Annotated in this window: 12 protein-coding genes; 2 read left to right on the top strand and 10 right to left on the bottom strand. The window is 29.9% G+C overall.

Annotated elements, in window-relative coordinates; all coding sequences use genetic code 11:
- Window positions 1–89: 89 nt before the first annotated feature.
- Together Q0876_RS01150 and Q0876_RS01145 are read left to right on the top strand one after the other, a co-directional pair.
- Entirely contained in the window at window positions 90–2,519 is a 2,430-nt protein-coding gene (locus Q0876_RS01150; RefSeq protein ID WP_299223186.1) for a hypothetical protein, read from the top strand.
- 9 nt (window positions 2,520–2,528) lie between these two features.
- Window positions 2,529–2,675 (top strand): hypothetical protein, encoded by a 147-nt coding sequence (locus Q0876_RS01145; protein ID WP_299223185.1) that lies wholly within the window; start codon window positions 2,529–2,531, stop codon window positions 2,673–2,675.
- A gap of 511 nt (window positions 2,676–3,186) precedes the next feature.
- Here Q0876_RS01145 and Q0876_RS01140 read toward each other — a convergent pair.
- The 10 genes from Q0876_RS01140 to Q0876_RS01095 form a co-directional block, all read right to left on the bottom strand.
- Window positions 3,187–4,047: an SIR2 family protein gene (locus Q0876_RS01140; RefSeq protein WP_299223184.1), complete on the bottom strand. Its 861-nt coding sequence runs from the start codon at window positions 4,045–4,047 to the stop codon at window positions 3,187–3,189.
- 3 nt (window positions 4,048–4,050) lie between these two features.
- Window positions 4,051–5,085, bottom strand: coding sequence for a DUF262 domain-containing protein (locus tag Q0876_RS01135; protein WP_299223182.1), 1,035 nt, complete (start codon window positions 5,083–5,085; stop codon window positions 4,051–4,053).
- Between the two features lie 524 nt (window positions 5,086–5,609).
- A complete protein-coding gene (locus Q0876_RS01130) occupies window positions 5,610–6,749 on the bottom strand; it encodes a phosphoadenosine phosphosulfate reductase family protein (RefSeq protein WP_299223180.1) in 1,140 nt (379 codons plus the stop codon).
- Window positions 6,746–9,934, bottom strand: coding sequence for a hypothetical protein (locus Q0876_RS01125; RefSeq protein ID WP_299223178.1), 3,189 nt, complete (start codon window positions 9,932–9,934; stop codon window positions 6,746–6,748). Before Q0876_RS01125 ends, Q0876_RS01130 begins: the two co-directional genes overlap by 4 nt.
- Complete coding sequence (locus tag Q0876_RS01120; protein ID WP_299223176.1) at window positions 9,924–10,772, bottom strand: DUF4007 family protein; 849 nt, start codon at window positions 10,770–10,772, stop codon at window positions 9,924–9,926. The genes Q0876_RS01125 and Q0876_RS01120 overlap by 11 nt, the downstream gene beginning before the upstream one ends.
- Before the next feature lie 179 nt (window positions 10,773–10,951).
- A complete protein-coding gene (locus Q0876_RS01115; RefSeq protein ID WP_299223174.1) occupies window positions 10,952–11,251 on the bottom strand; it encodes a hypothetical protein in 300 nt (99 codons plus the stop codon).
- A 97-nt stretch (window positions 11,252–11,348) separates the two neighbouring features.
- Window positions 11,349–11,699 carry a hypothetical protein gene (locus tag Q0876_RS01110; RefSeq protein WP_299223173.1) on the bottom strand — a complete coding sequence of 117 codons (351 nt, stop codon included), beginning with the start codon at window positions 11,697–11,699 and terminating at the stop codon, window positions 11,349–11,351.
- Between the two features lie 21 nt (window positions 11,700–11,720).
- Window positions 11,721–12,083, bottom strand: coding sequence for a hypothetical protein (locus Q0876_RS01105; RefSeq protein WP_299223171.1), 363 nt, complete (start codon window positions 12,081–12,083; stop codon window positions 11,721–11,723).
- A 52-nt stretch (window positions 12,084–12,135) separates the two neighbouring features.
- Window positions 12,136–12,933, bottom strand: a complete 798-nt coding sequence (locus Q0876_RS01100) for a DNA adenine methylase (RefSeq protein WP_299223169.1) — start codon at window positions 12,931–12,933, stop codon at window positions 12,136–12,138.
- A 43-nt stretch (window positions 12,934–12,976) separates the two neighbouring features.
- On the bottom strand, window positions 12,977–13,444 hold the full coding sequence (locus Q0876_RS01095; RefSeq protein WP_299223168.1) for a JAB domain-containing protein: 468 nt from the start codon (window positions 13,442–13,444) through the stop codon (window positions 12,977–12,979).
- Window positions 13,445–13,486 lie beyond the last annotated feature (42 nt).

Raw genomic sequence — 13,486 nt, 5'->3', positions numbered from 1 at the left:
TTTACTTATTCTCCCTATTAAGATTAATTTACGGTTTCCAGTAAAGGAAACCTCCATAGCTTCATTAATTTTACTCATTAACACCTGCCATGAAAAAACTATTCTTTAAGCTATATAATGCTCCAACAGAAAAGGATGTATTAGAAATAATAAATGAAGAGCCAACATTCTTTAGTTCTGATAACTGGAAACCATTAGGTGACAATCCAAATAACTATGGAATTATTGAAAACCAACAATCTTCACCTATAGCTGCATTAATAGAAAAAATAACAAACTCAATTGATGCTACTTTAATGAAGAGATGTTATTTATCTCAAATAGACCCTAAATCATCTGAAGCGCCTCAATCAATGGATGAAGCGATTAATAAATTTTACCCAAATAATTATTGGGATATTCAATCTAATAGACGAAAACAAGCTGAGGAAATTCAGATTATAGCTGATGGACCTACAAGCGATACTGCGGTTATTATATATGATAATGGGGAAGGACAACCACCAGAAAATTTTGAAACTACTTTTCTTTCTCTAGTAAGTGGTAATAAAAATGAAATTCCATTTGTTCAAGGGAAATATAATATGGGAGGTAGTGGAGCAATAGTCTTTTGTGGCAAAAATGGATATCAATTAATTGCTTCAAAAAGATATAATGGAAAAGGTGATTTCGGATTCACTTTAGTCAGGCAGCATCCACTTTCTAAAGAAGAAAAGTTGACTAAAAAGAATACATGGTATGAATATTTGACTATAGATGGAATAATCCCTTCATTTTCCATAGAAGAGCTTGATTTAAGGCTCCATAATAGAATGTTTAAAACTGGGACTATTATTAAGCTATATTCTTATCAGTTTGGTAAACGATATGGTTTTGCTCAAGAATTAAATCAACATCTTACGGAATTTTTATTTGAACCAGCTTTGCCAATTCTAACAAAGGATACAAAAGAGCGTTATCCAAATAATAAAGTTCTAGAAACCGATCTATTCGGACTTAAAAGAAGGCTAGAAAAAGAAGGAACTGATTATTTACATAAAACGTTTTATGAAGAATACGAAGATGAACTATTCTTCAATACCAAGTTAAAAGTAACAGGATACGTTTTTGTGAACAAAGTAAAAAACTACACTATCTCTGAATCAAAAAAACACATTAGAGATCGTTATTTCAAAAATAATATGTCTGTATTATTTTCGATGAATGGCCAAGTACATGGACATTATACAACTGAGTTTATTAGTAATTCTTTAAAATTGAATTTACTCAAAAACCATTTATTACTTCATGTCGACTGTACTCATTTAGATTATGATTTTAGAAAAGAACTCTTCATGGCCTCAAGAGATCGATTAAAGGGAGGAAAAGAGACCAAAGCCCTGAGAGCTTTTTTAGCTAAGCAATTAGGAAAAAAAGGGAGTGTATTATTTGAACTTAATCAAGAAAGAAGAAATTCACTTTCATTTGAATCAGGTAGTACAAATGAATTATTAAAATCTTTTAGCAAAGATATTGCTATGGCACCTGATTTAATGAGGCTCTTGAGTCAGACATTTAAATTAGACTTCAAACAAGATAAACAAAAAAGAGGGAAAGATAAATCACATAATAGACCTAAAAAAGTGGAAAAATCATTTTCATCTCAACGCTTCCCAAGTTTTTTCAATTTAAAAGGGAAAAACGGAAAAAATGCTGTAAGTCTTCCTATTAATGGTGAAAATCAAATACAATTTGAGACTGATGTTGAGGATAATTACTTTCATAGAACTGATGAGCCTGGTGAGCTTGAAATAGCTCTTGTTAGTTATAAAACTAATGACAATGAGGGTGGAGATCAAAAAGGGTCAAAGACTGAAATCAGTGAAGTTTTAAATGTTCAGAAAAGTAGTCCAAATAATGGTACGATAAGAATCGATTTGAATGGTAATGGTAAAAACATCTCAGTAGGAGATGAAGTGGAGATTAAAGTTTCTTTAAATGGAAGTGGACCTTCCTTTGAGCAAATAATATTGGTGCGAATAGCTGAGCCTAAAAAGAAAAAAGAGAAAATGCCAAAGCAAGAAGATGACTATAAAAATCCTGGACTTCCAGAATTTCAATTAGTTTATAAAGAAAAGAAAGAAGGGTTTTTGTTCTGGGATGAAGCTAATTCTTCACTACCTCAAGAAATGGATGCAAACATGGTTATGTATCCATTAACTAGTGGAGATCAACTGGATAAGATTTTTATTAATATGGATAGTAATGTGTTAATAAGATTTAAATCTAATTCTAAGCATATTAATAGTCAACAAAAAGAAGCTAAGGAGAAAAAGTATATATCTTCAGTATATTTTCATACATTGTTTTTATACACGATTACCAAGAACAGAAAGTTTTCATTGCTGAAAAAAACCACTGAAAATAAAGATGAAGATGTGGATATTTCTGAATATCTTCAAGATATTTTTGATAGTTATTATACCGAGTTTATTCTAAACTTTGGTGATAAAGATTTATTAGATAGTTTAGGGGAATAAAGATTACTTATGGAAATAGATAAAACAAAATATTTAAGTAGTAAAGAAGCAATGAAAGCACTTAAAGTTTCATCTTGTGATTTAATGCATTTAAGACAAGCAGGAAAGCTTAAATATGTTAAGAAAGGGAATGCTTATTTTTATAAAAAAGATTAATATAAGCAAATAAACTAATACAACTCTACCTTCATTTATAAATTAAAAGGAGTTTTTTCAATAATAAACTTAACTATATTATCTAATAAATCTTTATCACCAAAGTGTAGAAAAACCTCTACGATTATGGTTGTTCCTCCTTGTAATTTTAGCTAGAGGGATTTCAAAAAAATAATTGTTGCTAACTATTTTTAAAACTTCAGATCTTTCCCATCCAATATCTCTAATACTAGTAATTACAATGTTTGGTTTGTGAGTGTTTATATGTTTTTTGAGCCTATTAATACAATTCATATCATCAGTTGCAGAATGAAATAAAATCTTTACAGCTTTGCCAGTTTTATCAGTGCCATTAAGAAGCGCAGTGAGATCATCAAATGATGGAGGAATACGTCCATTAATTAAAGTAAATGACCCTAAAGAAGCTATTTTGTTAACTAGTCTATAAATAGTTTCACTTTTCCTGTGTTAGGTTGCCCTGCAATCAATAAAAAATTCATTCTGAATATTATTATGCATTAATTCTTTTATTAAGTTCGATCATATAATCGTTTATTTCAGAATGTTTACCTGAGTCATTCTTATAAGTTATTGTTTTGATATTAAAATCTTCTGAAAATCTTTTTTGCAAAACAGGCATCGTACTACTTTCTTCAATTAGCAAGAAGTGAGATGGACCACCACCATGATAAGATTCGTGTAGATAGTCTAATAGCAAATTAAATTCAGGGTCAGTCATTGAAGTTCCAACAAAGAAAATTGATTTTGTAGAAAAAATTGATTGCAAAATACTTTTATAACCGATTTCTCTATAAAGAGTTTTCCTGTAGTCTTTTTGTGAGAGAATGATTCCATTTACATCACTTTTAGCGTCACCATGAACTTTGAGAATAAAGAATTTTTCTTTCCAGTAGTTGTTAGCTATCTCCCTACTTTGACTATACTTGAATGTTGATGGCATACTTCCATTTAACTTTATGTATGCATTTTCAATTAACATATCATAATTAGAAGTAATTATCATACTTGATTTAATTTCTAAAATAGAAATCATAGTATTTGTTGGATTGATTTTTGGATTTCCAAAAGTATTCTCAATGTATTCATAAAAATCATCCCCAAGTTCTACTTTTAATTCTTCAGCTAAAAGTAAAAACTGATTTCCTTCTTTCTGTAATTTTCGATATTCAGATATTCGATCTTTTGATATCCAAGCTTTGTTTTCTGCTAAATCAATTAGATTAGTTATCAATTGTCCCCAACTAGGTAAACCAGCTTCAATAGACATGCCTGCACCAACGAAAAAGGCCCCTCTATTGTTTTGAAAGTTTTCTAAAAGTTCTTCAGGAAATTTATCATCAGAAAATACCATATACTAGTTTATGTGTTTTGAAAATGTTTTTTTGAATACATTGCTTCGGGTTTCAATATTGTCTTTTAAAGCTCCAGATCTGTCAAAAGCCAAAATGTAATCGTATAAATTTTTGTAATAATCTGTATTTAACTCTAACAAAGTTTCTAAATCATTTTTATAAAATAATCTCTCTCTTTCAAAATCATCAAATCCTGATTTAAATTTTTCAACGTTTAGAGTCTTATTATTGATATTCTTATATAGAAACCAAAAAATGTCTATAAATGAGTATTTATTTACTATTCTTTTACCACCGAAAGTGTCAATGTCATATAATAAATCTAAAATGTAATCTATTTTTCTTAACTGATTTTGATCTACAATTATTGCTTGATTCAGATACATTCTCTCAAGCAAACCAGCTTTTAAATCCTCTGAATTAGTATAAAATATGAGAGCAAAAACATGAGCTAAATAATCACTATGCTTATATCTTTTTTTTGATATTTTAGTGCCAGAAAAGAATTTGTGGTTAAGGACTATACTTTCAATATGTTTTCCAACTGTGCTTATTATTGCATGCCTTTTTTCTGCCGGATTTAATGTAACACCTTCTTGTAATCTACCGAAAAGTGTACGAACTTCATTTTCACTGCAACTTTCAATTAATGAAATAGTAACCTCATAATTTAAAAATTTTTCTCTCATATCTATTGGAAGAGTATCGAATCTTTTTCCTCCTATGTGAGAGTTTCCAATTTTTCCGACACTTAATCCCTTAATTGATTTATCAATGAGTTTAAAATTATTATCATAAAATTCGTAAATAGCGTTTAATCTTTGTTGTCCATCAGCAACTTCATATTCATGAATTTTGTTTTTTATTATTCTTAGATAAATTTTTGGGATATCAATTCCTCTTAATATGGAGTCTATTAAAAGAGCTGATTTTTCATTAGACCAAACCAAGCCTCTTTGGTATTCAGGTTGCTCATTAATTTTATCCCACCTTTTCAATAAAGTAGAAATTTTCCAGTTGGTTACTCTAATAATCATATTTTATAAGACAAGAATTATAACCATCACTTTAAGAATCTATTTGAGTATTCAATATGGGATGATGTTAATTTAAAAAACAGCTTAATCACGCTAAAACAATTATAGTTAATGCGTAATCACTCTTTGTTAATTATATAGGGAGAAAATATGCAATCAAATATATCAAATAAATTGAATTAACTGATATAGTTTTTAACTCTTTTTCGGTTTCTAGCTTAGTTGGTATTTTAATTACATGTTCAAAATACATAAAATATTCAGTTTACAAATTAAAATACTATTAGAGTTCATCACAAAAAGCAAGTCTACAACTATTAATTTTAGTGTCTTCTATAATATATGCTAGAAAAGCAAAAACAACATATTTACTTTCTCCATTCAAAAAGGACGAAGCGGGAATCTTTAACTCATCATTTAAGGTAGTATCTAATAGAATTAATAGAAAAAACCTGGGGCGAAATAACCCAGAAAATCTAGGAAAAACTCTTTAATAGAATTAATTAGATCACTTATCTTCATTTTTATAAAAAACAAGTATTACAGCCATCCCGTTCAGTATCTTCAAGAATATCTAAAAGATAAGGTGACGATTTTGATTTTTCTTTATTAGAACGTTTTATATGTCCCAATTTAATATCTTGGATTCTTTCAGGGTGAATTAGTTCCTCAAGAGATTCATTAGGCACCCAAGTAAACATTTCATCTTCATTTTCATATGTCATAGCTTCTTTATAGAGCTCAGGGTGTTGTTCATATAGCCAAATCCACTCAATTTTTTGTTGGAAAAAACAAAAGAAACAACCCGATCGGCTCCGTGCATATTCTCCTTTTTGTCCATCTACTTCAAACTCAATTTTTTCATAATACTTTGGGACTCCAATTCCTGTATCCCTAAGGATTTTAAATATATCATCCCTTACTAAAACATCTTCATTGTCAAGTAGTTCAAAGTCAATTTGATTAGCCAAAGGATATTCTGTGGTTTTTAAGAAATCAAAAATAGTTCTATTAAATTCAGGAACCCCTAAATCTAACGAGGCGTTTAGTTTATGATTAATTGCTTTTGCAGTTTCAGACTTATAGTTTCTATCAAATGTTATAGGCTCATTAAGTATCTCTAAAACTTTATTAAAATTAGTTCCTTTATGATATGCATTGAACAAAGAAAGTACTTGTTCTTGATTTTTAGGATTGAAAATTTTTGTCAATACATCATTACTCCAAATATTTTTTCTAAAAGGGAAGATAGATTGAATATTATTCGCTCTCGAAATATACCCCTCACGCTCCTCATCGCCTCGTATTCCTACATAAGAAATAGTTGGTTGACCATTAACGAATTTTTCAAATGGCTTTAATTTCATAAGAGCAGTACACCAACGAGCCTGAGGAGAGGGTAAATAACCTCTAAAGGACTTAAAATAGTAGTCAAAAGGAGCGTCATTAGAGCTTTTCAATTCCTCATTTTCTAACCTTAATACTTTTTTGCCTAAATAATTCTCGAGATTATCAATTAACTCATAGGTTTCGTCTAATTCTTTTCCTGTATCACAGAAATAATACTCAAAATTCATCGACGGATATTTATCGTTGAGGTAAATAGCCAAGGCTGCACTATCTTTTCCTCCTGATATACCTAGTATATGTCTTGGTTTATTCATTGTTTCTCTAACGCTTTCTTTAAAAGAGATACTAATATAGGTATTTTTAAGCTCTCGTTTTTATCTAATTGAGACGAAATGTCTTCCACTTTCTTATCTAATTCTTCTCGCTTATTTTTTGGGATTCTAACGATTTGTTCTTTGCCTCCATCATTTTTAGTAGTCAATTCGAACTTTATTAAAAGTTCTCCTTCATCAACTTTTACTTTATTTAAATCAACAAGGTTGTCTAATTCTTTAACTATAGATGCCATTTTTTCCATTAGTTGCTTTTCATCAGAATCCTTAATTTGATTTAATGGTTTTCCTATTAATGCTTGACAAATAGACATTAGATAGCTATTTCTGTCATCTAATTGAGATTGTACTCTTAATAAAAATATTTTGTGTTTAGTTAGTGCTTCGTGTTCCTTAATAGATTCAAAACGTTTTTGCAGAATTGATTTATATGTTTTAAAATCAACTTTTTTGCCTACAATTTCATTACAGATAAATAACTCAAAACGGTTAAGTAAATCTTCAAAAGAGCCTTTTATTTCTTGAATTTTATTTTGAAAATCAATGATGTAATTTTCAAAAACCTTATTGCTTGAGGATAATTCTTTCAAGGTATAACCTAATGAGCTAGGAAAGTCTTCGAAAAAAGTTTTTTCAGGATCTTTAGCTTTGCTTATGGCCTCTCTTAATTTTACAGCTTCAGGAGAGATTGTTTTAGTATTCTTACTATACTCCTCCAAATCTCTGTAAAAAATTAAAACAGGTCTTATACTTTCTATGAAAGAATCTGTATCTAAAGTTGAACGATTATCTTGACGAAGAAAATCTCTGTATTTATTAAAGAGATTAAGTCTTAGCTTATTTAATTCAAAGCTTTTGATTGAATATTCTTTTGGATTACGAGTCATCATATAAAGAATGTTTTCATCTAAATATGGAATAAAACCATTGTCTCCATAAAGGGCAAAATCACCTCTTTTGATAAATAAAAATGTTGGTATCCAAAAATCTATAACACCTTGCTTTAATTTTATAGGGGCTGAACTCAATAAGTTAATGAAATCTAATAGGCTTTTTCTTGAAGATTTAGCCTCATCTAAAAACGAATTACTAATATCCCATAATTGAATGAAATCTCTTGTATTTGGTCTTGTAAAAGTGTAATAACCATCTGATTTTGTGTGTACTCCTGTTTGTTTTAATAACGTGTAATAGATCGTTTTTTCAGCAGGCCATTTTGTGTTATCAAAACCTAAGTCTTGTTTTTGATAATGGTTTACTAAAGCTTTCCAAAAATTCTTTCTAGCATGAGCAATTGAACCTGACACTTTATGTCTATTAATTAATTCGTTTTGAATTCTAGGTGTTTGATTATAGATGTCTGCACAAAGAGATGATAAAGCTTTATTGAACTCTTTCTTATCTCTAATTTTTAATTCTTTACCATTAGCATACCAGGTAACTCTATTAGAATATAAGCTGTCCATTACATAATGATTGAGTAATTTTTCCTGGCTATTAATAATAGATTTTAACTCTTTTATAGCTACTCTGTCATTCTCATTTTGAACATTTTTTAAGACCTTATTTGTTTTTTCTATTTCAAATAAAGTTTCAAAAATCCCTGACGTATTTAAAAATATACCATATAAAGTAGGCTTGTTTTTAGAAAACTCTAATACCTCTTTTGCTGCAATTTTCTTTTCATTAAAAATAAGATTAATAAAACCATCAATTTCATTAAGTGGTTTTTCACTAGATAAAATATTTGTGAGTTGGAACTCAAATAAACGTGGTGTCCCTAGTTTATATGTTATTGATTTAGCGGTGATAATTGGGAAGTCGAAATGAGAGTTTAATTTTGATAAAACATCTATTGAGTCATCTATTTGATTCTCGGCTTCCATAATAGCCTTATCAATATCAAGGTCTGTACCTTCGGCTAACTTATATGAAGAATCAAAGTTACTAAACCTTATTATTTGATGATTTTTCAACAATCTGATTACTTCTGAAATTTGATTTTCAGAATAACTTTCTTTGAAATAATTATTAAAGAATTTGTCATTAATTCTAGATCCTTTTCTTGAGAAAATAGACAGAATTCCTAATGATTTTATTAATTTATCTGAAAGCTTTACATCAATATCAGGAATTATTTCAGCTCTTTCTATCGCGTCTTTAATTGCAGACCAATTTGAATAATCAGGATTAGATTTACTTATTATGAAGTTATAGAACTCTTCAAATAAGTAATCGTAAATTTCCGCTATTTCGAAACCTGAATCCAAATGCTCTATTTCAGAGAACTTAATAGAGTTTAGAAAAGTAAATAAAGACCTTTCGTTTTGCCCATATCTTTGCAAGGCTATAGCTAATGTATAACCACTTATCGCACTTAAAGGAGACAATTGATTTTCTATTTTCTCTAAGTAATCACTTTTTATATTGAATAGATTAAATTCAGCTATTAATTTACTGTTATTAGAAGTGCTCTCTTTTCTGTTTTCTCTTTTTGAAAGATATGATGTCGCTAAAAATAATAGTTGTTCAATAGGTTCATTAAAGGTTAAGTCTTTGAACCTTCCTTTAATTTTTCGCCATTCTTGAATTTCTTTTTTATTTAAAGCATAACCGTAAGACTCTATACTTTGATGCAGTGATGTTAAAAGAATGATGTTTCTATCAGGAGAATTAACAAATTCTGCTAATTTTTGAATGAAATAAACCTCGTCTTCAGGATTGTTTTTAGCTGCAAATTCAAGAAACTTACCAAATTCATCAATAGTAATTATTAATAGACCTTTTTTCTTAGTTAATTTTTCATACCTCTGAAAAATTGCATCAAATAGTTTTTGGTTACTAGAAAAGTCTTCAGTGATATTAAATTCCTCATTTAAAGCCGATTTTAGCGACTGATAATCACCTACTAGTTTAACAAATTCTGTTTTGCCATTAAAGGCAGTATTAAAGTAGTCTCGGTTGTCTTTTAAAGATTTTTCTAATGCCCATAGAAACGAAGATTTTCCAGTTCCAAAAGAACCTATTAAGTTAAACGAGTGTATACCTCGATTAAAATTTTCGAAAATTTCATTTGCTGTTTTTTTTGCATTAGGTGTTACATAATAATCGAATTTTCGATTATCATCTCTAATTATATTAATCGATTGAGACATCTTATTCTTCATAATACAATTTCAATATTTCTAAAGCAGAAGGTTTACTTTTAAATTGAAGTTCTTTAATACCTGCTTCACTATTATATGTCACAAATTCAAATTTTTCTGCAATGTCAAAAAGCTTATTTTCTAATTTGTCTTGATCAAAACAAAAGATGTTTCCGATTCCTTTCTTATCAGAATATAAACTCTTGAAACTAATTGAATTATTATAATTATTGTTACTTATTATACAGTAAAGTAAAATCTCAACAGGAATATTGTCTTGATTATTGTTCTCAATCCTGTATCGTTTTGCTTTTTTTTGATCTTCACCAACAACTTTGATTAAGGATAATTCAGTCATTAATCCACTGTAATTATCCTCTTTACTTTTATCTCCTTTAGAACTGTAAGTTCTTAGAAAAACTGAGAAGTCTTTTTCCAAAATACCTTTATTTTGTGAAGCATCTAAATCTTTAACAAAATTCACAAAATGTTGTTTTGTGAATTCAGGTTTTATCTTTCTCAACTCTCTAAAAATTAGATTGTAAATAGAAGAATGCTCGTTTGCACATAATTCATAATGGAGAAGATTTAGAGTTGCTTCATTCTCTAAATATGGATCCCATCCATTATTATCAAGTAGTTTTTTAAACAAAGGGTTTATATTATTCCCATTTTTGACAACACCAAATGATTTTAACCAAAATCGTATGGAATTAACCATATTTCTACCTACTCCTAATTCTATTCCAGAATCGTCTTTAAATTTATCTTCATTAGATAGATAATCATAGCCTTTTTTTAACCAAAATAATCTGCAATGAAATGTGTCGTGTCCAGAGAAAGTTAAGTTATCTGTCATTTATTTTTAAATAATAGTTCGTAGTTTAAGCTATTATGTATAGCTGATATGCATAATCAAAAATAACATAAAGCTTTATTCTTTAATCCATTTAAAAACTTTTTTATTAAAAACTTATTACCTAAAATAATAGATAAAAACTCACAACTAATGTTATGAGTTTTAAGAATTGTATTCAATTATTTAAGCCAAATCTTTTCAGCTTTTTCAAACCCCACCCATTTATGATTTTCATCATGACCACGACAGGCCAGTTCATAACGAATAAACATCTCAAGTGGAATTTTATGAGATAAGATAAATCTTAATACCTCTCCGTGAGTTGTAGTGAACATACCTTCAATACTCTCCCAATGTGAGAGTGGACTGATGTCCATACCAATATGACCAATATGTTTAAAGGTCATATTGGAATAATCTCTAGGTAAAACCTCAAAGTCTTCTCCTTTTAAAGATGGATGATTGACATCGCTAATCAAGTAATCACCTTCTATGCTTTGAATAACACCAAAGATCTTTCCATCTACTCTATGTTTAAAGTTAAGCCAAAGTGCATGATCGATAGCTTTCTCTAAATTAGCTTGTCTTCAAATCTTTTTTGTCATTGGGTTTAGGTTTTTGAGTTACACTTGAACGCGTAGAAGGTTTCTTTTCAGAAATCTCCTTGCTCCATTTTTCAGTGACATAGGAAATGATAAATAGTTCATCTCCTATAAGTTCTAGAAGTTCTTTGTTTTCTAATTCCACAAGGTTATGTTCTTTAGGAATGGTTCCATTAAATTTCTTCTTTAAAATTTCGATAAGTTCCTTTCTTGAAAAGTAAAACGCAAGGTTTTTACTCATCAGAGAATCTGTTTCTTTTCCCAGTGCTCGGTTACGTAAAACCGTAGCAAAGTATTTCATTAATTGTTCTTTGTTTGTTTTCATAATTATTGAATTTTAAAATGTTTAAAGTTTTTCTTTTCCAGCTTTGATTCTGAGCGAGCGATAATTACTTCGATCATACTCATCCCAAAATGCTACAGGTTTTGTAGCTAGATAATGTGCGTGATGTCCCAGGCGCTGTAAGATGTTCCAAACTTCTTTTGGGTCAATACTTTCATTTTCTGGAATCATTTCACAATGATTTAGAATTGTTGCCAGCAGATGGTCATAATCACCACTTTTAGCTTCGGCAAATACCATTTCAATTTCTGAAGTACTCCAGCCTTCTTCTTCGGCTTTCTTTTGAAAGACTCCCATAATGGCATAAGCATTTCCATTAACACCAACCAGATCTAGGTTGACTGTCTTGTCAATTACTTTTTTCATACGTATTTAGTTTTTATGTAATCGATTTGATTACTGATTAATATTAATTAGCTTAATCTCGCTCTAGCGAGTAGTTTGCGGTGAGTACTTCTATCTTACGGCCTCTAGTGACACCAGAAGTTGCCTTTCGAGCTGATAGGGGTTTATCAAAAGTCTTGGTGTACCAACCGTTTTGTTTGGTGTATTCTTCCAAAATTTCAGATGGATAGGAGCTTAAAAGAAACTTACCCTTAATATTTGCAAGAGTATCTAGAAGCCTTTTATAATCGGTTTCTGTGTATCCATCATAATGTCCTTGATTTGAATCAATATATGGCGGATCTACATAATGGAAAGCATCTACTGTATCCCTACTCTTAATTACTTTACAGGCATCCACACTTTCTATCTGGACATTCTCTAAACGTTTAAAGACATCTTCATTAAATTGAAGCTTCTTGTTTCGAAACGCCTTGACGCGCTTAGAGTATTTGTCATAACCCCAAGACCCAATCTGACATGAAAACCCCATATTAGTGCCCACATAGAATGCCCAAGCTTGTTGCAATTTTGAAAACAAGTGAGGCATTCGATAAATTGCAACAGCAACAGAATAGGTAGCTCGAGAGAACAAAGTGGCTTCAATTTTTCTTTTAAGATTGTCAAAGTCAGTAATAACAACCTCATAGAAATTAACCACCATATTATTGGTATCGCTAATAACTTCTGCTTCAGAAGGGGACTTAGCAAAAAAGATCGCGCCACCTCCAAAAAAGGCTTCTGTATAAACACGATGTTCTGGAATCAATGGCAGTATGGCTGATACCATATTGATCTTGCCTCCATAATAAGTTATTGGAGTTTTTGGCATATAGAAGAAAAGAGATTAAGAGTGTGTAAAAGGGAAGTGTATGCTAGAGGATGTGATTATCAGAAAATGAATAGTAATCCTCCTGTGTCAAGATCAAATGATCTAATAAGGTAATATCTAAAACCTCACATAGTGGAATTAACTTCTGCGTATAATTTTTATCCGTTTCAGAAGGTTTAAGAATTCCTGATGGATGGTTATGGGCGATAATGATGGCTGCTGAATTGCTTAGAATGGCATTTTGAAAAACTTCTTTGGTGTTCATGTGAACACCTTTAGTACTTCCAGAGCCAATTTCTGAGATAACCGTCACTCGATTTGCATTGGTTAAGCACATGACCCAAAAGAATTCTTTATGATTGATCTTATTAAGGTCGATAAACTGTCTAAATCTGTGATTAGCTTCTTTTGAGCCTCTAATATGGATCATGGTTTTAAAAAGTGCTCGTTTATAGTGCATTTCTAATTCACAGCAACTGAAAAGTTGTGTACTAGGTAAAAGTGGTTTCATAGTTAATCTGTATTAAATTAATGTATAGTCAGCTTTAGGTTG

It is taken from the genome of uncultured Psychroserpens sp., from assembly GCF_947503375.1.
GTDB lineage: Bacteria > Bacteroidota > Bacteroidia > Flavobacteriales > Flavobacteriaceae > Psychroserpens.
Note: the sequence above shows the minus strand (reverse complement) of the source record. Positions and strands in the feature narration are given on the sequence as shown.

What these genes read in the sequence shown, in the direction of transcription:
- Q0876_RS01150 (WP_299223186.1), top strand. Translation starts at nt 90, where the DNA reads ATGAAAAAACTATTCTTTAAGCTATATAATGCTCCAACAGAAAAGGAT.
- Q0876_RS01145 (WP_299223185.1), top strand. Translation starts at nt 2,529, where the DNA reads ATGGAAATAGATAAAACAAAATATTTAAGTAGTAAAGAAGCAATGAAA.
- Q0876_RS01140 (WP_299223184.1), bottom strand. Translation starts at nt 4,047, where the DNA reads ATGGTATTTTCTGATGATAAATTTCCTGAAGAACTTTTAGAAAACTTT.
- Q0876_RS01135 (WP_299223182.1), bottom strand. Translation starts at nt 5,085, where the DNA reads ATGATTATTAGAGTAACCAACTGGAAAATTTCTACTTTATTGAAAAGG.
- Q0876_RS01130 (WP_299223180.1), bottom strand. Translation starts at nt 6,749, where the DNA reads ATGAATAAACCAAGACATATACTAGGTATATCAGGAGGAAAAGATAGT.
- Q0876_RS01125 (WP_299223178.1), bottom strand. Translation starts at nt 9,934, where the DNA reads ATGAAGAATAAGATGTCTCAATCGATTAATATAATTAGAGATGATAAT.
- Q0876_RS01120 (WP_299223176.1), bottom strand. Translation starts at nt 10,772, where the DNA reads ATGACAGATAACTTAACTTTCTCTGGACACGACACATTTCATTGCAGA.
- Q0876_RS01110 (WP_299223173.1), bottom strand. Translation starts at nt 11,699, where the DNA reads ATGAAAACAAACAAAGAACAATTAATGAAATACTTTGCTACGGTTTTA.
- Q0876_RS01105 (WP_299223171.1), bottom strand. Translation starts at nt 12,083, where the DNA reads ATGAAAAAAGTAATTGACAAGACAGTCAACCTAGATCTGGTTGGTGTT.
- Q0876_RS01100 (WP_299223169.1), bottom strand. Translation starts at nt 12,933, where the DNA reads ATGCCAAAAACTCCAATAACTTATTATGGAGGCAAGATCAATATGGTA.
- Q0876_RS01095 (WP_299223168.1), bottom strand. Translation starts at nt 13,444, where the DNA reads ATGAAACCACTTTTACCTAGTACACAACTTTTCAGTTGCTGTGAATTA.